Raw genomic sequence first — 26,127 nt, forward strand, 5'->3', positions numbered from 1 at the left:
GGCGGGGGGTGCGGCGGTGATGGCGGTCAGTCTGCTGGCCATGGCGCTGGCGGCGACCTCGTGGCAGTGCGTGGCCGCGCTTTGCCTGCTGGCCGCCGGGCACGGCCTGCTCACCCCGTCCGTCTCCAGCCTGCTGGCCGCGGCCGGATCGGCCGGGCGGCGCGGGGCCCGGCTGGGCGTCGGGCAGTCCGCCGGCGCCGCCGCCCGGATGGCCGGCCCGGCCGCGGCTGGATTACTGTTCGACCTCGGGGCGGCGCTGCCTTACCTGGCCGGGGCCGCATCGGCGGTGCTGGCCGCCGCGACCGTGCTCACCGCCGGGCAACGCACCGGCAACGAAAGCATCGACGAGGAGAGCGAGGAGAGGGCGTGAACAGTCTCGGCGAGCTGGAGCGCTCGATCATGGACGTGCTGTGGCGTTCCGGCACCTGGATGACCGTCCGCGAGGTGGTCAACGAGCTGTCCGACCGCAAGCTCGCGTACTCCACGGTGATGACCGTGATGAACCGGCTGGCCGCCAAGGGATTCGTGCGCCGTGAGCGCGACGACGACGGACGCACCTGGCGCTATCTGCCCGCCGCCGGGCGGGAGGCGTACATCGCCGAGCTGATGCTGTCGGCGCTGAGTGAGACCGGCGACCGGATCGCCGCGCTCAGCCACTTCGCCCGTTCGGTCACCGCCGAAGAGGCCGAGGCGCTGCGCGAGGCGCTGCCGCCGGATCGGGAGCAACCGTGACCTACGCCGCACATCATCTCATCACCCTGGCTCTCGCGCTGGCTGCCGCGATGGCGATGCCCCGCGCCCCCTGGAGCTCGCGCTGCCCGCGCGCCGGGGTGCTCGTCTGGCAGGCCATCGCGCTGACCGCGGTCTCCTCCCTGATCGGCGCACTGCTGGCCATCGGCCTGGCCCCGCTCCGGCTGGGCATCGTCCCCGGACTGGCCCACCTCGCCGGCGGCGACCCGCCCGTACGCCTGACGACCGGGCACATGCTGGCCATCGTGCTGGGCCTCGCGTTGACCGGGTGGCTGCTCATCGCCTTCGTCCTGACCTGCCGCTCGCTCGCGACGCTGCGGCGACGGCAGCGGGCGCTGCTCAGCCTGATCGCCGCCACCGGCCCGGACGCGGCCGGGGCCCACGTCGTCGAGCATCCGGCCGTGGCCGCGTACTGCGTGCCGGGCAGGCAGGCGGCAATCGTGGTCAGCACCGGCGCACTCGGCCTGCTGCCCCGCACCGAACTGGCCGCCGTGCTGGCCCACGAGTGGGCGCACGCCCGCGAGCGGCACGACCTGGCGCTGCTGCCGTTCGCCGTGCTGGAGCGTGCGCTGCCGTGGAGCGGGGCGGTGCGTGCCATGCTGCGCCACGTCGCCATGCTGGTCGAGATGCGCGCCGATGACCGGGCCGCCCGCGCCCACGGCCGCGCCACGCTGTCGGCGGCGCTGCGCCGCTTCCATTCCAGTAACCGCCTGCCCTCCCCCGCCGGCACACTCGGCAGCACCGGCGAGATCGACGCCCGCCTCCGCAGACTGTCGGCGCCGGAACCCCCGCCGCGGTTGCTGACCGGGGCAGCCATGCTGCTGACGGTGCTCACCGTAGCGACCACCCCGCTCAGCCTGTTCCTGCTGCCCCTCTGAGGCGAACAGCCGCAGCACCTCGGAGTCCCGTATCGTGCTGATCAACGAGCGCCGGTGCTCAAGCGGCCGGCCGACGAGCCCGGACGTAGGAGAGCATCACCGGGAGATCGCCCGCGTCCAGGGCCAGAAAGCCTGCCTGCGGGATGAGGTCGCCGAGCAGGTCGTGCGCGTTCTGCTGCATGGCAGGGCCGGTCAGCGCCGCGACCAGGCGGGCGAGCAGCGGGTTGGCGGGCGGGCGGAACTCGGCGATCAGCAATCGCCCGCCGGGCCGCAGCACGCGGAACATCTCCCTGATGGCCGTGCCACGATCGGCGGCCGGCATGTGATGCACCGCGAGACTGGCCGGGCCGTGACGGCCCACGGCGAGCAGGTCCTGCAGGCAGCCGTCCGTGACGAACTGCTGGCCCGTGGCGTGCGGGCGTCCACGTCGCTGGACCTGGTCGTCACCTGCGTCGTCGGGGCGTTCCTGGCCCTGCTCGTCAAATGGGTGGACGGGGAGATCAGCGCCACTGCGGCCGAGTTGGAGGCGGCCTTTCGCGCCACTGTCGTTCCGGGCGTGCGTGCGCTGGCCGCACAGCCGTGATCGCAGCCGTGATCGAGGTCAGGCGGCGATACGGCGCAGCATGAAGGGCACCATCAGGAAGGCCACGCCCGCTGCCAGGAAGGCGCCCGCCCCCATCGCTCCGGCCGCGGCGCCGGCCAGCGCGGCCAGCGGCGGCACGGCCGGCTGCGCCACGCCCCACGACGATCCTTGGAAAGCGAACCAGCGCGGCCGATCGGCCTCCGGCGCGGCGTCGGCCACGGCGGACTGCCAGCGGCCCAGCAGCACCGTGTTCACCACCGTACAAGCCAGGTAGGCGCCGATCGTCACAGCTGGACTGGCCGTGACAGCCATGACCAGCGCGAGCGCCCCCAGCAGCGCCGTGCCGACACCGAGGATCACCGCATGCGAGCGCCCGGCCAGCAGCCGCCAGGACGGCCACAAGGCCACCGGCGCCAGCACGGCCGCGCCCGCGAGCGCCAGCCCCGGCAGCCACGCCGGTGCGCCCCGCTCCAGCAGCGCCAGCGGCAGATACATCATCACGGCCAGGGAGCCGACCGCGAACGCGGTGCCCGCCACGGTCAGCCGCATCAGCGCCGCCGGCGGCCGCCACCGCCCACCCGCTCCCTCACGCTCACCGCGACCGCCGCCTCCGCCGAGCTCACGGGGCAGGAAGGTCACCGCGACAGCCGCCGCCACCAGGCAGGTGAGCGCGTCGGCGGCCACCAGCCAGCGCACGCCGAGCGGCAGCAGCACCGCCGCCAGCAACCCCGCAACCGCCCCGGCCGCCGACAGCGCCACCCCCATCACCGCGTACGTGTGATGCCGCCGCTCCCCCGTACTCGCCCGGGCCAGCAACTCCTGCGACGCCGGCTCGTACACCTCGAAGGCCAGCCCCACCACCGCGATCGCCACCAGCACCTGAAACTGGCCATGCGCCAGCGCGAGCCCGGCCAGCGACAGACCGGTCGCCACCAACCCGGCGGCCAGCACCGTGCGCGGCGAGAACCGATCGAGCAGGAACGCCCCCGCCCACCGCGAGACCAGCGCCGTGACCCCGAACAAGGCCAGCGCCACCGCGGCCAGCTCAGGCCCCATCAGCACCGCCAGGAACGACAGGGCGTAGGCGCCGAGCGCGTTGAGGATGCGCACCCACACCAGCGTCCTGGCCGCCACCGGCAAAGATCTCAGCATGCGCCGTCCCCCTGAATCGCCGGCGCGTCATCCTGGCACAAGCTACCGACAAAACCGTCCTTACCTGGCCTTACCGGTGGGTGAGGAGAACGGCGTGATGATCGGTACCGGCCGGGCCGTCCGGGTCGGCATGCACCGTCGCCGCACGAAGCCGCGGCAACTCGTGCATCAACCGGTGTTCGGCCTCGACCGCCACGGCGTGCGCCTCGATGAGCGAGGCGTCATGCCGCACGCCGATCTCGACCTCGGCCCGCAGCGCGTGACCGACCCAGCGCAGCCGTACCGTCCCGACCCGCTCCACTCCGGACACCGCCGCCAGGATCTCCTCTGCCTGGGCGATCAGCTTGGGGTCGACCGCGTCCATCAGCCGGTGGTAGATCTCGCGGGCGGCGTCGCGCAGCACGAAGCAGATGGCCACGGTGATCAGCACGCCCACAATGGGGTCGGCCAGCGGGAACCCGAGCGCCGCCCCACCGGCTCCCAGCAGCACGGCCAGCGAGGTGAAGCCGTCGGTGCGGGCGTGCAGGCCGTCGGCCACCAGCGCCGCCGAGCCGATCTCCCGGCCAACTCTGATCCGGTAGCGGGCGACCCACTCGTTGCCGAGGAACCCGACCACGCCGGCGGCGGCCACCAGGCCCAGCGCCTGCATGTCGGCCGGGTTGATCAGCCGCTTGACGGCCTCGAAACCGGCCAGCGCAGCCGACGCCCCGATCAGCAGCACGATGACGACGCCGGCGAGATCCTCCGCCCTGCCGTAGCCGTAGGTGAAGCGGCGCGTGGCCGCCCGCCGTCCCAGGGAGAAGGCGATCGCCAGCGGCACCGCGGTCAGCGCGTCGGCGAAGTTGTGCAGCGTGTCGCCCAGCAGCGCCACCGACCCGGACAGCGCGACGATGACGGCCTGCACCAGCGCGGTGGCGATCAGCGCGGCGAACGAGATGGCCAGCACGCGCATGCCCCGGCTGCTGGACTCGAGCGCGGTGTCGGTCTTGTCGGCGCTGTCATGGCTGTGCGGGGTGATGACGTGGCGAAGCTTCGACAGCAACCGCCTGCCCCTGGCCTGTTCGTGCCCGTGACCGTGTCCGTGACCGTGCTGCGGGGGACCAACCTCAGCCATCGCGTACCTCTCGCTTGCATGTGACCCAATTGCCGGGATTATATGTAGTCATGTATGCACGCGACAATCAATCAGGTGCGTCACAGCCGCAAGAGCAACCGACAAGCGCGCAGGTCGACACGGCCGTCGACGCCTTCCGGATGCTCAGCGACGCTACCCGGCTGCGCCTGATGTGGCTGCTGTCCGGCGGCGAGTACGACGTCAGCAGCCTGTCAGCCGCCATCGACGTCGCCCGGCCATCGGTCTCCCAGCACCTGGCCAAACTCCGCCTCGCCGGTCTCGTACAGACCCGGCGCGACGGCCGCCGCGTGCTCTACCGAGCCCGTGACGCCCACGTCCGGGCCATCATCAACGAGGCCCTCTTCCACGCCGACCACGAGGTCTCCGGCATCCCCAGACACGACTGACCGGGCTGGGTGACGCCCACCTCGGGTCCAAGCCGCCCCCGCACGTCGATGTCGACCCGAGCAGCTCGGCTCGTGCCTGTCCGGCGAGGACGACGGCCGCAACGACTGGGTGCGCGTGGCCAAGGACGATGACGGCAAGGACCACCTGGTGCTCACCGGCCTGGACCGCCTGGATGAGCCCGCCTCCCTGACCGCGCTGCGCGCCGGCATCGACGCCCGCATGCCCATCGTGGACCTTCCCGAAGCCCTGCTGGAGGTGCACTCCTGGACCGGCTGCCTCGACCACTTCACCCACGTGTCGACCGATGCGCCCTCCCGCAAACAGGACATGATCACCTCGATGTCGCCGTCCTGGTCAGCTCCCATTGGGCAAGATTGGCCTGGTCAGACCTACAGTCTCAACGAATGTGACACCAAACCCGGTTAGCCGGTCCACTCCTACTGGCAGGCCGGTTTCATCACCGTCTCCGCCGATCGCCGCCACATTGAAGTCTGCGATCTTGATAGGGGCGGCCACGGGGTCAAGGTCGAGTACGCCACCTCCATGCTCCTCACCCACACGCTGATCAACCCCAACGGCGCCGAATGGGGCTGCGGAACAGACCAGATCAGCACCAGCGGCCTCCAACCAACCCGGACCGGTTCAGTACGAACTGGGCCGGGAGGTGGACGGGGTACAACGCCCCGGAGATCTCCGCCAGCCCCTTCCAGCGGCCTCACCTAGGGAGTCACGCGGAGCACGGCTTTGCCCGGCACCGACCGTTCACGCAGGCCGCCCAGGACCGCGCGGGCCTCGCTCCAGGCGGCCGTGTGCGCGAGGTCCACGGTTAGCTCCCCCGCCGCGACCAGCCCGGCCAGAAAGGTCAGGTCGTCCGCGGTCTGCGCCGTGGCCAGGTCGTTGAGCAGGTAGAACCCGCGCAGAGCGGCCTCCTTGGGATAGAAGTCGCTCACCGGCAACTTGGTCTCGGAGCGCGAGGAGTTGCCGAAGGAGACCACTGTTCCCCGCGGCGCGACCAGCCGCAGCGCCTCCCTCAGCGAGTCGCCGCCACCGGACTCGAGGATGAGGTCGAATCCCGGCGCTAGCTGTCTCGTGCCGACGCTGACCTCGTCGGCCCCGAGGGAGCCGAGCTCACGACCGCGTTCGGGACGGCCGACGACGGCCGTCACCTTGGCGCCCGCCCGGCGGGCGAGCTGCACGGCGAATCGTCCGACCCCGCCGGCTGCCCCGGTGACCAGAACCGCGGCACCGGCCAGGTCGCCGGGATCTCGCCGGGTCCGCGCGCCGGTCAGGTCGCCGGGGATGCGCAGCGTTCGCAGGGCAGTCAGTGCGGCCGTGGGGAGGGCCGCCGCCTGTTCCCAGGAGAGCCCCTCGGGGATCCGGGCGGCCTGGCACGCCGGAACCGCGACCCGTTCGGCCCAGCTCCGGCCCGCCGCGATGCCGAACACCCGCACGCCCGGGACAAGGTCTCCGGCGTCCGGCGGACCGGGATCCGCGATCACGCCCGCGAAGTCCCACCCCGGACGCCAGCCCGCCGCGGCCGTCAGGAGACGGTGTAGTTCGCCCCTGTTGACGGAGAAGGCCCGCACGTCGACCAGGACGTTCCCGGGTGCCGGTGACGGATCGGGGACACGTACCAGCTCGATGAGGTCGGCGTCCCCGGTCGCGGCGAGAGCTTTCATGCCCCGGCCGGCCAGCGCGGCGGGACGTCCGGTGCCTCCTCGACGCCGTCCCAGTCACCCCGGCTGGGAGAGAAGACCTCCACGACGACCGCTCCCTCGGGCCCCGCGTGGCACTCGTGCGGGACGTCAGCGAGGATCCGCCACGTGCCGCCGGGACCGAGCTCCCGCGTCTCCTCCCCCACCCTGAACGTCACCGAGCCGACGAGGCAGAGCCCCACCTGCTCGTTCACGTGTCGGTGCTCGGGTACGTGACCACCGGGCGGCAGCTCCACCACCGACATCGTGATCAGCTCACTGTGGACCACCCTGGCGGTCACGTCCTTCCAGATCCGCAGTGGCCGGATGGAACCGAGGTCGCTCAACGCGCTCGTCGCCGTCGGCTCGCTCACAGTGCCTCCCCTTCGTCGTACACGGGTGTCGTCCAGTCGTGATGTCGTCTTTCGTCGCGCCGAGCGATCGCCCTCAAGGTGCGCTGCACCGCGAGTGTCGTGGCGCCGGGACGGCCGTCTCCGACCCGGCGGCCGTCCACCTCGGTGACCGGGGCGGCGATCGCGGCCGTGCCGCACAGCAGGGCCTCGTCGCACGCGTACAGCTCGGAGCGGTGAATCCGACGCTGGGTGACGGTAATGCCGAAGTCCTCACGGAGCAGGTCCATGATCTGGCGGCGGGTGATCCCCTCAAGGATGTCCTCGGTGACCGGCGGCGTGGCCCACTCGTCCCCTACGCGAATGAGAACGTTCGACGTGGTCGCCTCGGCGACGTGCCCGTCGGCGGTCAGCAATAGCGCCTCGTCGAAGCCGTTCCTGATCGCCTCCGTCTTGGCGAGCGCCGGGCCGACGTAGCTTCCGATCACTTTGGCCCTGTTGGGGACGGCGGTGTCACGGCTACGCCGCCAGGTGCTCACCATGCATCGCACGCCGTCGGGGTTGATGTAGTCGCCGGGCATCGGCGTCGCCGGGATGCACAACCGGCTGCCCGAGTCGTGCATACGCACGGCGAGCTGCTCACCGGCGAGGAGCAGCAAGGGGCGGATGTAGGCGCTGGCGCGTACCTGGTTCCTGCGCAGCAGTTCCCTGGTCAGAGCCACCAGGTCCGCGGGGGAAAAGAGCAGCTCCAGCCCAAGGATCCGCGCGGAGCGTCCCATCCGCTCGTAGTGCGCCTCCGCCTCCAGCAGGTAGAGCTGCCGGTGCTCTTCGTTCCACGTGGCTCTGATCCCCTCGAACGTGCCGGTTCCGTACGAGACGACGTTCGCGAGAACGCTCAGCCGCGCCTCCTCCGACGGCACGAACTCGCCGTCCACGAAGACCCATTCGTAGGGCACGCCGAACGAGATGCCGCCGGGGGTGGCCGTGGCCACCTGTTCGATCATGGCTTGACCTCGACCTTCTTGGATCGCCCGCATGAGGAGACGTTAAGTCGGCACCATGGTTAAGCACAATCGAAGGCTTCTTAAGACAACCTTTAGTATGTGCGTATGCTCGACATCGCGCGGCTCCGCGTCCTCGACGAGGTCGCCCGGCAGGGATCGCTCACCCGTGCGGCCGAAGCCCTGTCCTACACGACCTCGGCCGTTTCGCAGCAGATCACCGTGCTGGAGCGCGAGGCGGGTGCGCGGCTGCTCGAACGGCACGCCCGCGGCGTGCGGCTCACCGAGGCCGGCCGGGCGCTGGTCCGGCACACCGCCGTGATCATGTCGGAGGTGCGGGCGGCCGAGAGCGCCGTGGCGGCGGTCGCCGACGGCAGCGGCGGACGGGTTCGCTTCGGCTCCTTCACCACGGCCAACGCCACGCTGATGCCGCAGGCCGTGCGGGCCTTTCAACGCGACAGACCCGGGGTGGCGCTGGAGCTGACCGAGGTCGACCGGGACGAGGCCCTGGCCGCGATGGCCACGCACCGGCTGGACCTCGCGCTGGTGTACGAGTTCCCCGTCGTGCCGCTGGAGCCGTCTCCCGGCATCGACCTGCTCCCGCTTCTAGTCGACCCGCTGCACGTCGCGCTGCCCCCGCGCCACCGGCTGGCCCATCGCGGACGTCTGCGGCTGACCGACCTCGCCGACGAATCCTGGATCCAGGGCGTACACCACGGCTCCACGATGGACGTCCTGCCCCGGGCCTGCCGCGAGGCCGGCTTCGAGCCGCGCATCGCCTTCCGCACCGACGATCAGATGACCGTACGAGGCCTGGTCGCCGCCGGACTGGGAGTCGCGCTCGCCCCCTGGCTCACCCTGCCGGCCACCCCCTCCGGCCTGGTCGTACGGCCGCTCGCCGAGCCCTCGCTCACCAGGACCGTCATGACCGCGACGCCGGCCGCCCCATACCGGCTGCCGGCCGTCACGGTCATGATCGACCATCTCCGTGACGTCGCCGCCGACCTCGCCGCGGCCTGCGGCCCGACGGGCGACGACCCCGACCAGATCGTCATTCCCGGCCGCGCCACCGGGGACGTGCGGGAATTCAGGGGGCCGCGCTCATGGCCTGGCGGATCGTGACCATCGCGTCGATGACGCGGCGCTGGTCGCCGTTCGGGAGCTCGGCCAGATGCCCCCGTACGGCCTGGGCCAGGTGGGCGTCGATGGCGTGCGACAGTGCGAGACCACGCGTCGTCAGGCGGACGGTCTGACAGCGTGCGTCCGCCGGTGCCCGCTGCCTGGTGATCAACCGGGCCGCCTGCAACCGGGACAGCACACGGCTGAGATAGCCGGGATCGATGCCGAGCCGGCGACGTAGGCTCGTCACCTCGATGACGTCCTGGCGTGCCAGCTCGAACACCACCCAGCCCTCCGTCGCCGAATACGAGAGGCCCTCCACGGCTTCCCGGACACCGTCGGTGAACCATCGATGGAACCGGGCGAGCGCGCAACCGGCGGCCAGGATTTCGTCATCAAGAGACCACATATCGTTGACCAACTTAATCGATTGCTTGACTTGGTCAAGTGATAGTAGACGCGCCTCCGCGCGGTCCAGGAAGGGGGCGGCTCTTACGGACGGACCGGCAGGCCGGTGAGCACCCGTCCGAGGCCCGGCTGCCAGCCAACCTCGCCGGCCAGGGTGAGGTCAGGGAAGCGCTCGAACAGGCCGGTGAGCGTGATCTGTGCCTCGGCACGGGCCAACGCGGCGCCCAGGGGTGTGGCGTATGACGGCGACCTCGGCGAACCCGCCGTGGCGCAGGAACTCCTCCACCGCCGCCGCGACGTCAGGTACGGCGCCACGTCGTCGGGCAACCCGGCCACCGCGGCCATCTTGTTGCTCGAGTGGGGGCCGGTCAGCACCGTCACGCTCTCCGGGTAACCGGTGATCTGCCGGATGGGGTCCCATCCACGTGGGTGCCACGGCTGACCGGCCCTTCCTTGGCCAGCCCGGTCAGGAAACTGTGCCTGCGCGTCCTGCAGACCACGCTCGTGCACATCAACACCCATGAGGATACGTCAGGCCCCGGTCACGCCGGGGTCACAGGATCACGAACCGTGTTGTGACCGCCGGGTCCGTACAACAGGTGCGGACATCCAGAGGAGACGAACCATGACACACCATGATCGACGTAGATTCATCGCCGCATCTGCCGCCGGGGTGGCCGCGTCGCTGCTGGGAACGCCTACGGCTGCCGCCACCACCCGCGGCGATCTGGCGGACGTCGTCCGCACCGCGTTCAGGAAGCACCGCCTCGTCGCCATCGGCGAGGTGCACGGCCTGCAGGATCACCACGACGCCCTGATGGCGCTGCTGACCGACCCCCGCCTGCCCGGCGTGGTCGACGACGTGGTCGTCGAGTTCGGCAACGCCCGTCATCAGGCGATGGTGGACCGGTTCATCGCGGGCATGCCGGTGGAGAATGCCGAGTTGCGGAAGGCGTGGCGCGACACCACGCAGTCACCGCTCGGCACGTGGGACGCCCCGGTGTACGAGCGGTTCTTCCACACGATCCGCGCGATCAACCAGACGCTGCCGGCGGCCAGACGTATCCGGGTGCTGCTCGGGGATCCGCCCATCGACTGGTCGGCTGTCACGTCGAGGGAGGAGCTCACGCCGTTCCTGGTGCGGCGTGACAGCCACGCGGCCTCGGTGGTGGAGAAGGAAGTGATCAGGAAGGGCCGCAGGGCCCTGATCTGTTACGGCACTGGCCACGTGCTCCGCACGTCCGCGATCGTCTCGGCCGCCGAGAAGCTGGGCGCGAAGACGTACGTGATCGCCGGCCTGGCCCCTCTGGCCGGCGATCCGGGCGGCCTGGGCAAGCGCCTTTCCCGATACGAGCGGCGCAGCGTCATCCCTGCCTTGGGCACCTGGCTCGGGCGGTTCGACGCAGGAATGGTTCTCCCCACTCCCGTCAAGAGTCCGTCGGGGATGTCCAACAAGAACTGCGGCGTGCCGCTGCGCTTCCTCATCGACGCCGGCCTCTACCTGGGCGACGCGAACGAGCTGACGATGTCGCGGGAGAACCCGGCCATCTACCTCGACGAGGCGTACTGGGAGGAGCTGCAACGCCGCAACACCCTGTACGGCGGCATCGTAGAGCTGGACGGCCTCAGGAAGGAGCAGTCCGTACGCTTCACCCCGCAAGAACTGCCCGGCCCGCTGCGGTGCGAGTGACGACGCAGGCGGCGGGGCTCAGATCCGGTACCCGCTGCGGGGGACGGTCTCGATCACCGGTGGATCGCCGAGCTTGGCCCGCAGCCGGTTGATCGTCGCCTTGACGGTCGTGGTGAACGGATCGGCCGCCTCGTCCCACACCCGTTCGAGCAGTTCCTCGGCGGACACGACGCGGCCCTGCGCGGCCAGGAGGTATTCGAGCACCGCCAGTTCCTTGGGGGTGAGCGCCAGCCGCATCCCGGCACGGCCGGCCGTGCGCTGCCCGGAATCGAGTCGCAGATCGCCGTGCGTCAGGATGGGCGGCACCGGCGGCTGCAGTCGCCGGCCGAGCGCCCGGATCCGCGCCACCAGCTCCGCGTACGCGAAGGGCTTGGCCAGATAGTCGTCGGCCCCCAGGCTGAGGCCCTCGACGCGGTCGGCGAGTGTGCCCGACGCGGTCAGCATGAGCACACGCGTGGGTGCTCTGCGGGAGATCACCCGGGCGCACACCTCATCACCGTGGGTTCCGGGCAGGTCACGGTCGAGCACGACGACGTCGTACGCGGTCAGCTCGATACGTTCGAGCGCGGCGTCGCCGTCGTGGACGACGTCGATCGCCATCCCCTCACGACGCAGCACCCGGGCCAGCGACTCCGCCAGTTCGAGATGATCCTCCACGACCAGCACTCTCATAGAGGGGGAGCATATGCGCCGCCCCGGTCACACCCGCGTCACAAGCGGCTCGCTACCTCCGGAGCGGGAACGCGATCTCCACGAGAAGACCTCCTGAAGGTGCGGCGTGCGCAGTGATGACGGCATTGTGGGCGGTGGCGACGGCCTGGACGATGGACAAGCCGAGCCCGTGGTGCCCGTCGTCGTGTGTCGTCCGCTCGGTTCTGAGCCGCTGGAAGGGCGCGAACAGCCGCTCGATCTCCCCCGGAGGGATCACGGGCCCGGAGTTGGAGACCGACAGCAGCGCCCGCCCGTCCTGGACCCCGGTCACGACGTTCGCCCGGCCGCCCGGCACGTTGTGCTGCACGGCGTTGTCCACCAGGTTGGCGATCAGCCGTTCGACCTGGGCCGGATCGCCTGAGACGGGCGCGGCGGCCAGCGCAGCCCCGATCCGGGAAGGCGCGGCGTCCAGCACCCGCTCCACGACGGCGGCCAGGTCGAAGGGCTCCTGCCGGTCCGGTCCGCGCTCGCTGTTGGCCAGCGTGAGCAGCGCCTCCAGCCGGCGGTCCTGGTCGATGCTGAGCCTGAGTAGCCGGTCGGCCAGCACGCGGAACGACGCCCTCGTGGCCTCACCATCGGTCAGCGCCTCCTCCAGCAAGGCGCGTTCGAGGGTCAGCGGTGTTCGGAGTTCGTGCGCGGCGTTTGCGACGAAGTGCTTCTGGGCGTCGAAGGCGGACTCCAGCCGGGCCAGCAACTCATCCACCGTGTCGGCCAGGTCCTTCAGCTCGTCGTGCGGCGTCTGGACGGCCAGCCGTTCGTGCAGGTTCCCGGCGGAGATCTCTCGTACGGTGACCGCCATCGCCCCCATCGGCCGCAGGGCGCGCCCCGCGACCAGCCAGCCCAGCGCGACCGAGACGACCATCATGATGGCCAGCGCGATCCCCGACTGGACCAGCAGTTCGTGCAGGATCGCGTCGCGATGGCGGTCCACCAGTGCCCGCACCTGGGCGAGCTCCGGCAGCGATGGTTTGCCGGAGAAGGAGATGTCGGCGCTCTGCGAGCCGCCGAAGTCCCCTGTGACGTGGAAGATTCCGGCGGCATGGCTGACCAGCAGGTACGTGATGCCCAGCAGGATGATGCCGGAGCCGGCGAACACCGAGCTGTACAGCAGCGTCAGGCGCAGGCGCATGGTGCGGGCGGGCAGGCGCATGACTCAGTCCCGCCTCCGTTCGAGACGATCCTCCATAGACGGGGAGCATATGCGCCGCCCCGGTCACACCCGCGTCACAATCCCGCGGACCGGGCCGTGACCGCCCCATCTGTACAAATCAGGTCCGGAAACGAAAGGACCTGACATGACGAAACACACCATCGTGATCGCGCTCCTCGGACTCGGGCTCGCGGCCTGCGGCGGCGCTGCTCTGCGGCAAAGTACCGCCCTACCGGAACCTGGCGAGCGGGCACAGCGGGCGTGACGTGCGCGAGCTCAACAAGAACCTGGTCGAACTCGGGTACGCCGACGGCAACGGCCCGCAGGCGTCCTCCGACGACTTCGACTGGCGGACCAGAGCCGCGTTGCGACGGTTGCAGGACCACCTGGGTGCCGAGGAGAGCGGCACGCTGGACCTGGGCGAGGCCGTGACCCTGCCGGGACCGCTGCGCATCGGAAAGGTGACGGCCAAGCTCGGCGCCGATGCGCGGATGGGCGCGCCCGTCGCGGAGGCGACCTCGAACGACCACCAGGTAACGATCGACCTCAACCCCTCGCAGCAGTCCGAGGTCAAGGCCGGCGACGCGGCGCAGATCACCCTGCCCGGCAACCGCACCACCACCGGCGTGGTGCGCGGCATCGGCACGGTGGCGACCGCGGGCTCAGGCGAGAGCTGCGGCTCCGGCGCCTCGAACGCCACGATCCCCGTCTACATCAGGCTCAAACGCCCGAAGGACGCCCGTGGCCTGGACCACGCGCCGGTCCAGGTGCAGATCACCACGGCCGGAGTCAAATACGCGCTGATCGTGCCGGTCACCGCGCTCGTGGCCCGGGCGGGCGGTGGGTACGCGGTGGAGAACGCGCCCCCGCGGAGGCCCCGGAACTGGTGCCCATCACGCTGGGCCTGTTCGACGACGCCAACGGCCTGGTGCAGGTGGAGGGAGACCTCACACCCGGTCAGCGAGTGGTGGTGCCCTCGACATGAGCACCATTCAGCAAACCGGGCCGGCTGTCCTGACCGGCGGCGACGCGCCCGCCGTACTCGAACTGGAGACGGTGACCAAGACCTACGGTGAGCAGCCACCCGTGCCGGCGCTGCGGGGCGTGAGCTTCACGGTGCGGCAGGGCGAACTCGTGGCGATCTGGGGCCCTCCGGGTCGGGGAAGACAACGCTCCTGCACGTCATGGGCACACTCGAACGGCCCAGCGGCGGCGTCGTACGGATCAACGGGGTCGACGTCGCGGACCTGGACGACCGGCGGCTCGCCCGGTTGCGCGCCCGCGAGATCGGGTTCGTGTTCCAGCAGTTCTTCCTGGCCGAGCACTCGACGGCGCTGGAGAACGTGGCGGACGGGCTGCTCTACGCCGGGGTGGACGTCCGCGAGCGGCGCGAGCTGGCGGCGCAGGCACTGGCCCGCGTGGGGCTCGCCGACCGGGCCGAGTTCCGGCCGGGGAAGATCCACAGCGTGGCCTGCTCGCCCCGCTCCTGGGTCAGCTCGGCCAACGCCATGGCCTCGTAGCAGGCGAGCCGCGTAGCCGGGCCGAGGAGAATCCTGGCGGACGGCGCGCAAACCTGCTCCAGCGCCTGCGCGCCCGCGGCCACCTCCCCTGAGTTGATCAGCACCCGTGCACCAGCGTAGTGGGCGGTGGCCGCCCATGACTGTGCCCTGCCGCCGCACACCTGCTTCGCTTCCTCGGCGTCTCGCAGAGCCTCCTCGTGCCGCCCTGCCCAGGAGGCCACCAGGCAGCGCTCGGTCAGTCCAAAGGCCAGCAACTGCACCGCCGACTGCGATCTGGCCATCTCCGTCGCCTCGTCGCCCGCCATATCCGCTGCTGACAGCTCGCCGGCTTGCCAGAGCGTCCGAGCCTGTCCGGCCAGCAGGTTCGGCAGGATGTAGTTCTGGCCCGTCGATCGGGCCACAGCGACAGCGCGCGAGAACCAGTGCAGCGCCGGCTTCTGGCGCCCCAGCAGCGTTTGTGCCCAGCAGAACCAAGCCAAGGCGTCGATCCATTCGGCCAGGTGCTCGTCGGAGGTCTTGCCGACCAGGCGCTCCGCAGCCTCGATGTAGGCCAGCGCGTCTTCCGTCCGCCCAGCCGAATAGGCCGTCATGGGTCGCAGCGCGGCCACGGCCACAGCCATGCCCGGCTCCTCCTGAACGGGGATTTCCGGGATGAGATCCAAGTAGTGCTGAGCGGCCTGGACGTCACCGCGCATGAGGTTGTCCCCAACGAGCCGCAACCGCAGTGGCACCGCCGCGCGCAGCAGGGGATGAGGCATGCGGTTGAGCTCCGCCATGAGCAGTGCCTGCCCTTCGGACGGTCGGCCGAGCAGCCGGTCGATCATGGCCGAGCGCCGGACCACCGACGCCCGTCGCGCATGATCAGAGGTGGGCAGCAACCGCAGCGCCTGCTGCGCCGTGCTCCTGCCCTCGCGCAGTTGGCCACTGATCGCCTGTAGCCTGGCGAGTTCCATGAGGACGTCTACCCGATGAGTTCCAACTTGAGCGCGGTACGCAGATCGGCGGGCAGACCACCCGGCGTCGTCTCGGCCATGACCGGAGAGCCCAGGTCTGCCAGGACCTCCAGATAGAAGGGGTTGCCGCCGCTGACCTCGTACAACACCTGTGAACGGGCAGGGCCGGCCGCAGGGCCGACAAATTCCTCCACCTCGGCATGGCTCAGCGGATCCACCGTCAGCCGGTGAGCGTGCATAGCAGGCTGCACCAGTTTGGCCAGATGGGATGGGGCCTGCGCGGGACGGTAGGCCAGCGCCATGAGCACGCCACCGCCGGGCGGATGGCGGACCAGATAGCCGAGCAGCTCGGCCGAGGCCTCGTCGGCCCAGTGCACGTCGTCCAGTACCAGAGCCAAACCCCCAGGAGCGGCAAGCTCCTCGAGCACGCCCCTGACGGCCCGGTAGAACCGATTGCGGGTGAAAGGGCTGAGCTGCGTGTCGTCGGCCGGTTCGCCGGCCAGAGCGGGGAAGACGGAGGCCAACAGGGAGATCGCCGGTCGCTGACGCCGCACCAGAGTGTCCTCCATGCGGACGCGCTCGCGCTTGTCTCGGCGATGGCCCTGCTGTTCGTCACTGTCCGGCTGCGCCTGCCCGATGTGGGCCTGATCCTGCGCCCGGCGCGGCACGCGGCGGCCACGAAGGAGAGCCTCTCATGACCACGACGACGATGTTCGCCCTCACCTGGGCCGTCCTGCTCGGCTCGGTGGCGCTGACCCTCCTCATGGCGGCCAAGCTCAGGTTCGTGCTCGATCCCTTCCGCCATCAGCCGGCCGACCTGACACTCCCCGAGGGCACGCCCGCGCCGGCCTTCTCCGCGTCCACACTCGACGGGGCGATGCTGGACACCGAGGACTACGCCCAGCGCGCCTTCACCCTCGTCTTCGTCTCCCACCACTGTCCGAGCTGCCGCGAGCACCTCCCCCACATGAAAGCGCTGTGGTCGCTGGCTGCGTCCGCGGGAAGCGAACTGGTGATGGTGGTCTTCGACGAAGAGTCAGGAAGCCGCGCCGAGGTCGAGCGGATGGTCGCCGAACACGCCGTCCCCGCCCGGACCGTGCTGGCCGCGCCTGGCCACCCCTTGCGCGAGCCCACAACCCGCGGCAGGCCACGCCGCTGTACTGCCACGTGGAGTCGGGCGTGGTGCGCGGCAGCGGCCCCTCGGTTCACAGGGCTGGCAGAACCTCGTGCGCGGCTGGCAGGCGGACGTCGTAGGTGCACGATGACGGCGGCGTGGGAGTGCGAGGCAGCCGTCAAACGGTTCGCGGAGCGGACGGCTGTGGACGGTGCGACCTTCCGGTGCGAGTACGGGCAGATCACCGCGCTGCTGGGGCACAACGGGGCCGGCAAATCCACGCTGTTCAAGGCGGCGGCCGGGCTCGTACGGCTCGACGCGGGCGCCACGCTGGTCGGCGGCCACTCACCCGGCAGCACCCAGGCCCAGCAAGCGGTGTCCTACATGCCGGAGCAGCCCGACCTGTACCCGGGAGTGTCGCTCTGGGAGCACATCACCTTGGTCGCCCTGGCCTACCGGTTGCCCGCATGGGAGTCCCGCGCCCGCGAACTGCTGGAGCGATTCGAGCTCACCGACCGGCGCGACGCGCTGCCCCACGAGCTCTCGCAAGGGCTGCGGCGCCGGCTCGCCCTGGTCATGGCGCTGCTGCACGGGGCCAAGGTGCTGCTGCTCGACGAGCCGTTCAACGGCTTGGACCCCCACAGCGCCATGCGGCTGCGCGCCACCCTCGGCGACCTGGCGGCGGGTGGTGCCGCCGTCGTGGTGGCCACCCACATCCTGCATGGCGCACAGCGCATCGCCGATCGCGTGATCGTGCTGGAACGCGGACGGGTCATAGCCGGCGGCGACCTTTCCAGCCTCGTACGCCAGGCGGGGTTGTCCGGGCAGATCGGGCTCGAAGAGGTCTACCTCGCTCTGACGGCGGAGAGCCGATGAAGGCGTTCGCGGCCGCGAGCCGCGCCCTTGTCTACCTCTCCTGCGCCGCCTGGTCCCGGCGGGTGCGGGAACTGCGCCCGTGGCGGATGTTGCTGCTGGCGGCAGGGGCGGCACTGGTGGCCCTGCTCCAGCTGCGACTAACCGCGCTCGCGCCTCCCGGTCAGGACGGCGTGGCTGACCGGGTCACCACCGTCGCACCGCTGATCCTGCCCCTGCTGTTGCTGACCGCGACGCGTCGCTCACCGCTGCGGTTGTCGACCGCCGACGCCTCGTGGTCGCTGACCGCTCCCGGAGGCGGCCGCGCCCTGCTGGCCCGGCATCTGCTGGCCGGGCCGGCACGTTTCGCGCTGATGGTCCTGGGCGCCGGAGCGCTCACACGCTGGTTAGCGGGGTTCGACCCGGTGTGGGCGTGGCAGCCGGCCGCCGCCTGCGCCGTGCTGCTCCTGCTGTTCGGACTGGTCGCGTGCGTACGCCACCTGCTGGCGCTGGGGCCCCCGCGGCGCGCGTGACCCTGCGCGTCGCCGGAGCGGCGTGGGCCGTGGCGATGCTGATCTCATACGCCTCCGACCTACCCGCCGCGGCCTGGGTACGGCTGGCGCCGCTCGTGCGGGCACTGGCCGGAATGTTGTTCGAACCGGCACCAGGATCCGCGCCGCTGCTGCTGGCCGGTCTGGCGTCTCTCATGTGCGGAGCCGCCCTCCTGATCGCCGTGGCCGACGGCTACCAGGAGCCCGCCGACGCGGCCGCGCGGGAGAGGGCCGGCGCGCAGGAGGTACTACGCCACTCCCACTCCGGCCAGGGGCTGGGAGCCGAGCGGTTCCGAACGGGGGTCGCCTCACTGAGGCGACCGTCGGCACTCACCGGTGAGCGAGCGGTGCTCTACCGGGCCCTGGCGCAGGAGCGGCGGGTACTTGCCGACCGTCTGGTCATGCCCGTCCTGCTCCTGGCGGCGGTGGCGGGGCTCATAGTGATAGCTCCTGCGTACGGCTGGGTGCCGCTGCTGCCGGCGGTGCCGCATCTGCTGGGCGAGCATCTCGTCGCAGGCGTGGCCGTCGAGCGCGACCACCACCTCGCGCGGGTGACGGGCATGCGGATGGAGTGGGTCCTCATCTGGGCCAACATCCTCCCAGCGGCGCGCACCGCCGTGGCACTGGAGGTGCTGTGGCTGCCCCAGATCTTCTCGCCCGCGGTCGAGGCGCCCATGTGGTGGGCCGGGGTGCTGCTGGCTCCCATCACCGCCGTGCTCATCGCCGGCGCGAGCGAGCTGGCCGGCGCGCTCACCGACCCGATCGCCGCGAGGTTCACGATCGCGCTGGCGCTGTGCGGACTCGGCTGGACGCCGTGCGCGATCCTGCTGGCCCTGGACGCGCCACTAGCCATGGCTGTGGTGAGCTTGTCCGTAGCGGCGGCGGCGCTCTGGGCCGGTGCGGCCCGTGCCTTGGCGGTTGCTGGGGTCTTGCGCGTCATGCTCCCTACCTCGTCAGTAGCTCATGCCGCCGCAGGAGCTGCCGCTATGGCGGCATAGGCGAGGGGAATGAGTGGGCTGGTGCCCAGGACGGTCAGGTTGACGACGGTGGCGCCAAGCAGCAGGAGCAGCAGGCACAGTGCGGCCAGTGCTCGCAACCGCGGGATCATCAGGCCTGCCGCGCCAGCGATTCCAACACGCCGATCACCAGCCGCAGCCATTGCCAGATGCCGATGTCGAACTGCTCCAGCGTGTCCCTGGACATGCCCTGTCCCACGGCGGCGTCGACCGCCTCTTGTGAGGGGAAGTGGGTGTGGTAGGTGACCTTGGTCTTGCCTGTGGAGTCGTCGAAGGTGATGGTCTCGACCGCAGCCGGCCCGCTGTTGCACGGCTCGATGTCGAAGATCGATGTCCGGACGATCCGCTGGGACGGCACGACCTCCGGGTATTCACCGGCGAACGGGGCTTGGCCGCCGTCGACGATGCTGATCCAGCGCCATTTGCCGCCGGGACGGACATCCATCTCCACCACGTCGGTGGTGGCGCCGTGCGGTCCCCACCAGTGGGGAATGTGCTCGGGTGAGGTCATCACGGCCCAGACTTGCTCGCGGGGGGCGTCGAAGGTGCGCTCGATGACCAGCTCGGTGCCTTCGGTGTAGATGGTGGTGGTGTCGTTGCCCAGATCCTGCCTGGTCATTGGTTTTCTCCTTGGGTGTGTCGTGGTTGCTGGGCTGCACGGGTTTGCAGCGTGCGCAGGTAGTCGTCGAGGCGGTCGAAGCTCTGGCCCAGGAACTGCCGGGACTACGTCATCCAGATCGCCACCTGTTGTAGCGGCTCGGGCCGCAGCCGGCAGGGGCGCCATTGTGCCTGCCGACCCTGCTCGACCAGGCCGCTCATGATCCACAGGTCTTGACTATTGCTCGCCGGGACTTCGCGGCCGGACTCCACACCCATCCGGCACACTGCTGGAGGTCAGCGAAGGGGGCGAACGTCCCTGAGGGGGCTGATAGTGGGGCTTGGACAGGTGGCCCACCAGTTGCTCCGCCTCGCCGGTGATCAGTTGGCGGCAGCGCGTATCCCGGTGTGCAGCAGGGCCACTCACGCGTCCTCGGCCGGGAACGGCAGCGCGCGAGCGTCCCAATGTCGTGAGCGCCTCTACCGAAAGTTCGATGCCGGTTCCTCCTAGTGGAGGAACCGCCCCACGTTGAAGGGCGGAAGAGTCGACTGCATGTCAATCACATATGCAAGGGAGTGGTCGCGCGCGGCGGCGGCGTGGACCGCCGCCTACGGAGCGGTCCACGTGTGGTGGCTGGCCGATCCTGGGTCGTCGTTGGCCCCTCCCGAAGAACCGTACTCGCCCGGCCGGTGGGTCGCAGTGACGCTTGCCTTCCTGGCCGCCGTGGCATGTTCGCTGATCGCGGCGGGCATCGGACGCCAGTGGACACCACCCGTGCGATGGACACTTGCGGTGGCGGCGTGGATTGCCGGCGTCTGCCTGATTCTTTACTCGTACCTGCTCGCCACTAGCCTCATAGGCATGCTGTTCGGCCAGTACGACGACTGGGCGAGCGTGCTGGTCCGCGCCGCCGGGACGACGGGCGGTGTGCTGACTCTGGTTTGCGCCGTCGCCGAGCAGCGCAGGGTCCGGCGGACGTGCACCGGCTGCGGCCGCGTCCACGGCCGTTCGCCCGAGCGACGCACAGACCCCGCACCCCGGTGGGCATACCTGGCCGCATACGTCGCAGTCGCCGGATGCGCGGCCCGCATGGCCGTGAAGGTTTACGAGGACGTCCAGGCGGGCAGGCCGCTGCTCCCGCTGGATTCGCCGTTCACGCTTTTCGTGGTCCTCATGCTCCTGGCCGGTACCGTGCTGCCGTTGGCGCTGGTCCATCGCTGGGGTCGGATCTGGCCGCGCTGGGTGGTGCCGCTGGCCGGGCGCAGGGTTCCACGATGGGTCGTCCTCGTCCCTGCCTTGTTCGCCGGCGCGAGCTTCGCCGGCTATTTCGGTGTTGCCGGGATGACGGCCTGGATCCTCGGCGAGGGCGGCCTGGCCACGGCCCCAGAGGTCTGGAAGGTGGCGATGGCGATGTTCGGCTACTCGGTTTGGGGTGTGGGTCTGCTCGTCGCCGCGGCGGCCTATTTCAGCCTGACGAAACCTGACTGCCCATTGGCAGGGCTAGCGAGCCGGAGCCCGCACGACGCCGATCCCGCTCAGGCGAGCCTCTGATGCCGCACGATGGAGCGGGTCTCACAGGGTAGGACGACTCTGACCCGCCAGCCGTTCGGCTCGACAGGCCCAGCGTCGAAAGTCCCGCCGACCGCGTGAGCACGCGCACGCATGCTACGGGTGCCGCGACCCGCTTCTGTCGGGCTTTGGACCGCCAGGCCGTTGTCCGTCACTTCCAGCACCAAGGCATGATCTTGAAGGCCGATTCCGACATGGACGTTCCGGGCTCCCGAATGGCGGGCGGCGTTCGTCAGTGCCTCTTGGACGATGCGGTAGGCGGCCTGCTGGACACCGGCATCAACGGAGTACCCGACCTGTTGGCGGCGCAGGTCGACCTCGAAACCCGCCGCGTTCATACGACGGCAGAGCAGCTCCAGGTCGTCCAGACCAGCTGGGGTCATCGACGGCTTCGCGGGGTCGAGTGTGTCGATCAGGTCGCGGATCTCGGCCAGTGCCTCGTCTGCCAGGTCGGTGACGGTCGTGAATACCTGCTGGCTGACCTGCGGATCGTCAGGCAGACGCTGCGCACCGACTGCCTGCATGCGGATGGCGCACAGGCGGTGACCCACGATATCGTGAACGCTACTCGCAATGTCCGCGCGCTGGCGGGCTTCCGCAGCCTCCACTCGCATCTGGTGCACCAGCACCGACTGCCTACGCCGATCCCGCTCAGCACGCACCGCGATGCCCGCTGCGACCAGTACCAGACCGTGCAGCACTGACTGGACCAAGTCAACGGGCGAGAGCGCAGCGCCGTACACCTGCCGGTTGGCCACCGTGAGGCCGATCATGATCGCTGAGACGCTCAGCGCCGACGGGACGGGGGGCCGGTAGTAGGCAGCGGAGATGCATGCGGCCGAGACCACGACATCGCCGCCGGGGAGCCTGTGCTGTAGCGCCACGCTGATCATCATGATGAGGCCGGATGCCAGCGCTGACGCAACCGGCCACCGGCGCCGGGTCACGATGGGGGCGCACAGCGCCACGGTCAGCACCAGGCCAGCAGGCTGAACGGCGAGGTCGCCCCTCGCCACGCCGCCACCCCAGACCAGCTCCATGAGAGACATCGCCAGGCACGCGGCCATCGCCAGCACGCCGAGCGTAACGTCCTGGGCTGGCACCGGCATGGCCTGCCATCTCCTGATCATGCCGGTCGCCACGATTCATCCCCGCCTATCGCGCCATACGGCCGGGACCTATGATGCCGTTCTCATAAGCGTAGATCACCACTTGGGCCCGGGACTGCAGGCCAAGCTTCTGCAGGATGTGGTTCATGTGACTCTTGACCGTGCCCTCACCAAGGGAGAGTTCCTTGGCTATGGCCCTGTTGGACAGGCCTCTGGCCACATGCCGGACAATGTCGTGCTCGCGCGGGGTGAGGCCACCTGCCTTCGGGGCCGCGAGCCCGGGCCCGAGGGGCGAGGCTGGCAGTTGGGTGAAGTGCTCGACGATACGGTGGGTGACCTGCGGGTCGATCAGCCCGTGCCCGCGGTGAGCCAGGTGAACGGCCTGGATGTACAGGTCCGGGTCACCGTCTTTGAGGAGGAATCCCGCGGCTCCGGCTCGCAGTGCGCCGAAGAGGTACTCGTCCAGGTCGAAGGTGGTTAAAGCGATCACCGCTGGCCGTTCTCCGGCGGGCAGCGCGCAGATGCGGCTGATAGCCGTCAGCCCGTCGGTGCCGGGCATGCGGATGTCGATGAGCATCACGTCCAGACGGAGCCGACGCGCGATCTCCTCGGCCGTCTGCCCGTCCCCGGCCTCGGCGACGACACGGATGCCGGGTTCGGACATCATGTAAAAGCGCAACGCGTGCCGTACGGCCGGCTGGTCGTCCACCAGCGCCAGCAGGATCGGCCCCGTCTCCATCACGACTCCTCCCCTGGCAGAACATCCGCCGTCAGGGTCTCACACGCTCACGCGATGATGTCCGCGTCTCTCAGCGGGCCCTCAGTTGGGAGGGGCATGTTGCGCTCGTTCTGAGCTCAGCCGCCAGCCTGGATCACCCATGGGTACGACGGGAGTGGTCACCTGAAGTCCTCGTGCCGAAGGACGCCGACCGGCCGCCGCGGCCGTGGCCAGTCCGGTCCTGAACCCGGGCCCGCGCCGCTGATCACTGCATCCTGGAGGTCGAACGTGCCGGCGCACCGAGACGATTGCTGCGGCTTTCCGGCGGCTGTCGCGCTCGACGAGCACCGCAGCGACAGGAGCCGGTAGGGGGCTGGCACTACCGGTCATCCGGGGGAGTACGTCACTGATCTTGCTTTGCGCCGACCGTAGCGTACGTCGTTGAGGAGGTCTACATGAGACGACAGATGATCGTCCAGCTGGACACCGTCAGTAAGACGTACGGGGTGGGGGACAACATCGTGACGGCGTTGGACAACGTCACCGACGGCGCGGAGTTGACAGGGAGCACCGAGACGGTGCTGACCAAGTTCCGCCGTCAGCGCGTCGGATTCGTCTTTCAGAGCAGGTCAGCGCTGTACAGCTCATCGCCGGACCCCTTGGAGAGCGGCTAGCCGCAGATACTTCATGATTATCTGCGAGAGTGTCGATGCCGTCCTGGGGATATGCCTCCGCCGGGCGGGGGCCAGACTCCATGGTTGTCTGCGACAGAGCGCGGAGGCATCGTGGGAGTGGTCCACAAGATCGATGTCGAGCGGTCGGTCCTGGCGCTCAAGGACGCAATCGAGGGGTTTCTCGCGGGGGTGTCCAACCCCAACACCGCGCGGGGCTACGCTACGGCGTCGCGTGCTTTGACCGAGAGGTTCGGTTCTTACACCCCGGTGACCGTTTTCGAGAGGAAAGCCGCGGTTGATCGAGTCGCCGCCTGGTTCATCGAGCGGTGGGGATCGGCTTCGGCTGCCACGGTCAACGCCCGGCTCAACGCGCTGTCCTCGGCAGCGAACGTTGTGGCGGCTGCTGTACGAGTCAGCGGCGCGGTCTTCGGAAGTTCTGGGCCTGGATGTCGATGAGTTGGACTTGCGCAACCGGCGGGCCCAGGTACGGCGTAAGGGTGGCGCGGTCGACGTCATCGTCTGGCGCACCGGCACCGCTCGGCTGCTACCCCGTCTGCTGGACGGGCGCCGGAGCGGGCCGGTGTTCACCACCGACCGGCGTGCCCGGGTGGAACTGCCGCCGGCCGACGTCGACGCCGGCAGCGGGAAGGCGCGGCTGTCCAACCGCCGGGCGGCCGAGCTGTTCGAGACCGCCACCGGCGGCTGGACACTGCACCAACTCCGGCACTCCGCGCTGACCCACGCGGCCGAGCGCGACGCCAACACCTCCACCCTGCTGGCCTACTCCGGGCACACCGCGGTCGTCTCACCGGCCCGTTACGCCCGGGTCTCTGGGGAAGCACTCGCACGTTGGCAGGCCGGACGCGATCCCGCCGCCCGCAGGCGCCGAGGAAGGGAGTGTCTAATTAACCAGTTGACAGTCTCCCCAGACGCTAAGATCGCTGGCGATCTGGGCAGACATACCGATCTCGTCCCAGCCTGGCAGGGGTCGGCACTGCGAGCTACGCGGATGAACGGATTCCAGCCTGGATAGCGTCCAGTTCGGTCAGGGCGAGACCGTCATCGCCGGGGCTTCGATCGCGATTGAGGTGGATATCTGCGTCATGCCGTTCGCTCAGAACATTCCGTGGGGAACCTGCGCGGCTTCTGGCACTGGTTGGACCACGTCCCAGTGCTCGACGATCTGCCCGTCGATCAGCCGCCAGACGTCGACGACGGCGATGCCGCGCGGGTCGTCGTCCGTGGTCATGTGGTAGTGCATCACCACGTGGTCGTCGTCGGCGATGACCCGTTTGAGGTCGAGCCGGGCGTGGGCTACCGGGGCCTCGGCGATGAACGCGATGAACGCCTCCCGTCCGGAGGGGTTTCCCGGGCTGTGCTCGATGAAGTCCTCTGCCAGGAGGGTACGGAGCACGTCGATGTTTCCCCTCGAGAACTGGGTGAAGCCGTGGAGGGCGAGGTGCTTGTTGCGTGCGGCTTTGCTGCTTTCGCTCATGTGGCCACCGTCCCAGCCGCCTGTCCGGTCTGTCGATTACATGGCATGTAATCGCGACGATCCTCAGGCGGGGCGATAATCGCTCGCATGATGCAGGACCGGCCGGTCGGTGAGTTGCTGCGCGAGTGGCGGCACCGCAGAGGGCTCAGTCAGCTCGATCTGGCGATCCAGGCAGAGGTGTCCGCCCGGCACGTCAGCTTCGTGGAGACGGGCCGGACCATTCCCAGCAGCGCGATGGTGTTGCGTCTGGCCGAGCATCTGAGCGTCCCGTTGCGGGAACGCAACCGCCTGCTGATCGCGGCCGGGCACGCCCCCGTCATCCGGGAGCGGCCGCTGGACGATCCGCACCTGGCGTCGGCGCGGGATGTCCTGGTGCAGATCCTGCGGGGGCACGAGCCGTATCCGGCGCTCGCCGTGGACCGTCGCTGGAACCTGTTGTTCGCCAACACGGCGATCGACGTTTTCCTGGAGGGCGTCGATGCGTCGTTGCTGCAACCGCCGGTCAACATGATGCGGCTGGGCCTGCATCCTGGCGGGTTCGCGCCGCGGCTGCGCAACCTCGGGCAGGTCCGCGCGTACCTGCTGCCCCGGCTCGCCCGCCAGGTGGCGCAGACCGGCGATCCGGAGCTGAGCGTGCTGTATGAGGAACTGCTGTCCTACGGCCCCGAAGGTGATCCGGTGTCGCTCGATCCCGCCGACATCGCGCTCCCCATCCGCATCCGCCATCGCGGAGCGGAGCTATGTTTCATCAACTCTGTCACGACGTTCGGCGCCGCCTTCGACGTCACGCTGGAAGAGATCGCCGTCGAGGCATACTTCCCCGCCGATGACGACACCGCCCACTTCTTCCGGACAGCAGCCAAAACACCCGCTGAATGAAGATTTCAGGCCCGTCCCGGCTATGCACGGTGAAGCTGCGAGGAAGTAAGGCGTTGCTGTCTGATCTTGAG

Annotated in this window: 32 protein-coding genes and 1 pseudogene; 18 read left to right on the top strand and 15 right to left on the bottom strand. The window is 69.9% G+C overall.

Features of this window, described 5'->3' with window-relative positions; translation table 11 throughout:
* From E1294_RS04530 to E1294_RS04540, 3 genes and pseudogenes are all read left to right on the top strand, one after another.
* Window positions 1-370: pseudogene (locus tag E1294_RS04530) on the top strand (hypothetical protein); the annotation flags it as partial.
* Window positions 367-732, top strand: coding sequence for a BlaI/MecI/CopY family transcriptional regulator (locus E1294_RS04535; RefSeq protein ID WP_132504777.1), 366 nt, complete (start codon window positions 367-369; stop codon window positions 730-732). The pseudogene E1294_RS04530 and the gene E1294_RS04535, both read left to right, overlap by 4 nt.
* On the top strand, window positions 729-1,628 hold the full coding sequence (locus E1294_RS04540) for a M56 family metallopeptidase (RefSeq protein WP_132504779.1): 900 nt from the start codon (window positions 729-731) through the stop codon (window positions 1,626-1,628). Before E1294_RS04535 ends, E1294_RS04540 begins: the two co-directional genes overlap by 4 nt.
* Before the next feature lie 58 nt (window positions 1,629-1,686).
* Here the strand turns inward: E1294_RS04540 and E1294_RS57020 are convergent, their stop codons facing one another.
* Entirely contained in the window at window positions 1,687-1,950 is a 264-nt protein-coding gene (locus E1294_RS57020; RefSeq protein ID WP_132504781.1) for a class I SAM-dependent methyltransferase, read from the bottom strand.
* A gap of 3 nt (window positions 1,951-1,953) precedes the next feature.
* Here E1294_RS57020 and E1294_RS04550 point away from each other — a divergent pair, with 3 nt between their 5' ends.
* Entirely contained in the window at window positions 1,954-2,211 is a 258-nt protein-coding gene (locus E1294_RS04550) for a hypothetical protein (protein WP_132504783.1), read from the top strand.
* A gap of 18 nt (window positions 2,212-2,229) precedes the next feature.
* On the opposite strand, the gene E1294_RS04555 is transcribed toward E1294_RS04550, so the two are convergent.
* Together E1294_RS04555 and E1294_RS04560 are read right to left on the bottom strand one after the other, a co-directional pair.
* The gene (locus E1294_RS04555) at window positions 2,230-3,363 is read right to left on the bottom strand and encodes an MFS transporter (RefSeq protein ID WP_132504785.1); all 1,134 of its coding nucleotides are present in this window, start codon (window positions 3,361-3,363) and stop codon (window positions 2,230-2,232) included.
* Between the two features lie 70 nt (window positions 3,364-3,433).
* Window positions 3,434-4,477, bottom strand: coding sequence for a cation diffusion facilitator family transporter (locus E1294_RS04560; protein WP_132504787.1), 1,044 nt, complete (start codon window positions 4,475-4,477; stop codon window positions 3,434-3,436).
* Window positions 4,478-4,527: 50 nt separating this feature from the next.
* On the opposite strand from E1294_RS04560, the gene E1294_RS04565 reads away from it, so the two are divergent.
* Complete coding sequence (locus tag E1294_RS04565; protein ID WP_132504789.1) at window positions 4,528-4,884, top strand: ArsR/SmtB family transcription factor; 357 nt, start codon at window positions 4,528-4,530, stop codon at window positions 4,882-4,884.
* A gap of 109 nt (window positions 4,885-4,993) precedes the next feature.
* The gene (locus tag E1294_RS04570) at window positions 4,994-5,311 is read left to right on the top strand and encodes a hypothetical protein (protein ID WP_132504791.1); all 318 of its coding nucleotides are present in this window, start codon (window positions 4,994-4,996) and stop codon (window positions 5,309-5,311) included.
* Window positions 5,312-5,604: 293 nt separating this feature from the next.
* Here the strand turns inward: E1294_RS04570 and E1294_RS04575 are convergent, their stop codons facing one another.
* The 3 genes from E1294_RS04575 to E1294_RS04585 are packed head-to-tail and all read right to left on the bottom strand — an operon-like array spanning window position 5,605 to window position 7,933.
* Window positions 5,605-6,564, bottom strand: a complete 960-nt coding sequence (locus tag E1294_RS04575; RefSeq protein ID WP_132504793.1) for a zinc-binding dehydrogenase — start codon at window positions 6,562-6,564, stop codon at window positions 5,605-5,607.
* Window positions 6,561-6,953, bottom strand: a complete 393-nt coding sequence (locus E1294_RS04580; protein ID WP_132504795.1) for a cupin domain-containing protein — start codon at window positions 6,951-6,953, stop codon at window positions 6,561-6,563. Before E1294_RS04580 ends, E1294_RS04575 begins: the two co-directional genes overlap by 4 nt.
* On the bottom strand, window positions 6,950-7,933 hold the full coding sequence (locus E1294_RS04585; RefSeq protein ID WP_165977080.1) for a branched-chain amino acid transaminase: 984 nt from the start codon (window positions 7,931-7,933) through the stop codon (window positions 6,950-6,952). The genes E1294_RS04580 and E1294_RS04585 overlap by 4 nt, the downstream gene beginning before the upstream one ends.
* A gap of 105 nt (window positions 7,934-8,038) precedes the next feature.
* On the opposite strand from E1294_RS04585, the gene E1294_RS04590 reads away from it, so the two are divergent.
* The gene (locus E1294_RS04590; RefSeq protein ID WP_132504799.1) at window positions 8,039-9,052 is read left to right on the top strand and encodes a LysR family transcriptional regulator; all 1,014 of its coding nucleotides are present in this window, start codon (window positions 8,039-8,041) and stop codon (window positions 9,050-9,052) included.
* Here the strand turns inward: E1294_RS04590 and E1294_RS04595 are convergent.
* The gene (locus E1294_RS04595) at window positions 9,018-9,458 is read right to left on the bottom strand and encodes a MarR family winged helix-turn-helix transcriptional regulator (protein WP_132504801.1); all 441 of its coding nucleotides are present in this window, start codon (window positions 9,456-9,458) and stop codon (window positions 9,018-9,020) included. The two genes, E1294_RS04590 and E1294_RS04595, sit on opposite strands and share 35 nt — an antisense overlap.
* 83 nt (window positions 9,459-9,541) lie before the next feature.
* Window positions 9,542-9,838 (bottom strand): cytochrome P450, encoded by a 297-nt coding sequence (locus E1294_RS55450; protein WP_246082812.1) that lies wholly within the window; start codon window positions 9,836-9,838, stop codon window positions 9,542-9,544.
* Window positions 9,839-10,082: 244 nt separating this feature from the next.
* Between E1294_RS55450 and E1294_RS04605 the strand changes: the two genes are divergently transcribed.
* A complete protein-coding gene (locus E1294_RS04605) occupies window positions 10,083-11,147 on the top strand; it encodes a TraB/GumN family protein (RefSeq protein WP_132504803.1) in 1,065 nt (354 codons plus the stop codon).
* 18 nt (window positions 11,148-11,165) lie between these two features.
* Here the strand turns inward: E1294_RS04605 and E1294_RS04610 are convergent, their stop codons facing one another.
* Both E1294_RS04610 and E1294_RS04615 read right to left on the bottom strand, forming a co-directional pair.
* On the bottom strand, window positions 11,166-11,819 hold the full coding sequence (locus E1294_RS04610; protein ID WP_132504805.1) for a response regulator transcription factor: 654 nt from the start codon (window positions 11,817-11,819) through the stop codon (window positions 11,166-11,168).
* Between the two features lie 52 nt (window positions 11,820-11,871).
* Entirely contained in the window at window positions 11,872-13,008 is a 1,137-nt protein-coding gene (locus E1294_RS04615; RefSeq protein WP_132504807.1) for a sensor histidine kinase, read from the bottom strand.
* 266 nt (window positions 13,009-13,274) lie between these two features.
* Here E1294_RS04615 and E1294_RS04620 point away from each other — a divergent pair, with 266 nt between their 5' ends.
* Window positions 13,275-14,084 carry an efflux RND transporter periplasmic adaptor subunit gene (locus tag E1294_RS04620; RefSeq protein ID WP_132504809.1) on the top strand — a complete coding sequence of 270 codons (810 nt, stop codon included), beginning with the start codon at window positions 13,275-13,277 and terminating at the stop codon, window positions 14,082-14,084.
* 108 nt (window positions 14,085-14,192) lie between these two features.
* Window positions 14,193-14,528 (top strand): hypothetical protein, encoded by a 336-nt coding sequence (locus E1294_RS55455; RefSeq protein ID WP_246082813.1) that lies wholly within the window; start codon window positions 14,193-14,195, stop codon window positions 14,526-14,528.
* A gap of 961 nt (window positions 14,529-15,489) precedes the next feature.
* Here E1294_RS55455 and E1294_RS04630 read toward each other — a convergent pair.
* A complete protein-coding gene (locus tag E1294_RS04630) occupies window positions 15,490-16,050 on the bottom strand; it encodes an AAA family ATPase (protein ID WP_132504811.1) in 561 nt (186 codons plus the stop codon).
* A gap of 125 nt (window positions 16,051-16,175) precedes the next feature.
* Between E1294_RS04630 and E1294_RS04635 the strand changes: the two genes are divergently transcribed.
* The 3 genes from E1294_RS04635 to E1294_RS04645 are packed head-to-tail and all read left to right on the top strand — an operon-like array spanning window position 16,176 to window position 18,996.
* Window positions 16,176-17,471, top strand: coding sequence for an ATP-binding cassette domain-containing protein (locus E1294_RS04635; protein ID WP_132504813.1), 1,296 nt, complete (start codon window positions 16,176-16,178; stop codon window positions 17,469-17,471).
* Window positions 17,468-17,980 carry a hypothetical protein gene (locus tag E1294_RS04640; protein WP_132504815.1) on the top strand — a complete coding sequence of 171 codons (513 nt, stop codon included), beginning with the start codon at window positions 17,468-17,470 and terminating at the stop codon, window positions 17,978-17,980. Before E1294_RS04635 ends, E1294_RS04640 begins: the two co-directional genes overlap by 4 nt.
* Window positions 17,977-18,996, top strand: coding sequence for a hypothetical protein (locus E1294_RS04645; protein ID WP_132504817.1), 1,020 nt, complete (start codon window positions 17,977-17,979; stop codon window positions 18,994-18,996). The genes E1294_RS04640 and E1294_RS04645 overlap by 4 nt, the downstream gene beginning before the upstream one ends.
* Window positions 18,997-19,105: 109 nt before the next feature.
* Here E1294_RS04645 and E1294_RS04650 read toward each other — a convergent pair whose 3' ends face one another.
* Window positions 19,106-19,633, bottom strand: coding sequence for an SRPBCC domain-containing protein (locus tag E1294_RS04650; RefSeq protein WP_165977081.1), 528 nt, complete (start codon window positions 19,631-19,633; stop codon window positions 19,106-19,108).
* 531 nt (window positions 19,634-20,164) lie between these two features.
* On the opposite strand from E1294_RS04650, the gene E1294_RS04655 reads away from it, so the two are divergent.
* Window positions 20,165-21,163, top strand: a complete 999-nt coding sequence (locus tag E1294_RS04655) for a hypothetical protein (RefSeq protein ID WP_132504821.1) — start codon at window positions 20,165-20,167, stop codon at window positions 21,161-21,163.
* On the opposite strand, the gene E1294_RS04660 is transcribed toward E1294_RS04655, so the two are convergent.
* Both E1294_RS04660 and E1294_RS04665 read right to left on the bottom strand, forming a co-directional pair.
* Window positions 21,148-22,323, bottom strand: a complete 1,176-nt coding sequence (locus tag E1294_RS04660) for a sensor histidine kinase (RefSeq protein WP_132504823.1) — start codon at window positions 22,321-22,323, stop codon at window positions 21,148-21,150. The two genes, E1294_RS04655 and E1294_RS04660, sit on opposite strands and share 16 nt — an antisense overlap.
* Before the next feature lie 13 nt (window positions 22,324-22,336).
* Window positions 22,337-23,029, bottom strand: coding sequence for a response regulator (locus tag E1294_RS04665; RefSeq protein WP_132504825.1), 693 nt, complete (start codon window positions 23,027-23,029; stop codon window positions 22,337-22,339).
* A 434-nt stretch (window positions 23,030-23,463) separates the two neighbouring features.
* Between E1294_RS04665 and E1294_RS04670 the strand changes: the two genes are divergently transcribed.
* From E1294_RS04670 to E1294_RS04675, 3 genes are all read left to right on the top strand, one after another.
* Window positions 23,464-23,682: a hypothetical protein gene (locus E1294_RS04670; protein WP_132504827.1), complete on the top strand. Its 219-nt coding sequence runs from the start codon at window positions 23,464-23,466 to the stop codon at window positions 23,680-23,682.
* A 111-nt stretch (window positions 23,683-23,793) separates the two neighbouring features.
* The gene (locus E1294_RS55460) at window positions 23,794-24,138 is read left to right on the top strand and encodes a hypothetical protein (protein ID WP_246082822.1); all 345 of its coding nucleotides are present in this window, start codon (window positions 23,794-23,796) and stop codon (window positions 24,136-24,138) included.
* On the top strand, window positions 24,074-24,715 hold the full coding sequence (locus E1294_RS04675) for a site-specific integrase (protein ID WP_246082814.1): 642 nt from the start codon (window positions 24,074-24,076) through the stop codon (window positions 24,713-24,715). The genes E1294_RS55460 and E1294_RS04675 overlap by 65 nt, the downstream gene beginning before the upstream one ends.
* An 81-nt stretch (window positions 24,716-24,796) precedes the next feature.
* Here E1294_RS04675 and E1294_RS04680 read toward each other — a convergent pair whose 3' ends face one another.
* Window positions 24,797-25,177 (bottom strand): nuclear transport factor 2 family protein, encoded by a 381-nt coding sequence (locus tag E1294_RS04680; protein ID WP_132504829.1) that lies wholly within the window; start codon window positions 25,175-25,177, stop codon window positions 24,797-24,799.
* A 114-nt stretch (window positions 25,178-25,291) separates the two neighbouring features.
* Between E1294_RS04680 and E1294_RS04685 the strand changes: the two genes are divergently transcribed.
* On the top strand, window positions 25,292-26,056 hold the full coding sequence (locus E1294_RS04685; RefSeq protein ID WP_342775005.1) for a helix-turn-helix domain-containing protein: 765 nt from the start codon (window positions 25,292-25,294) through the stop codon (window positions 26,054-26,056).
* Window positions 26,057-26,127 lie beyond the last annotated feature (71 nt).

Source organism: Nonomuraea diastatica (assembly GCF_004349015.1).
GTDB lineage: Bacteria > Actinomycetota > Actinomycetes > Streptosporangiales > Streptosporangiaceae > Nonomuraea > Nonomuraea diastatica.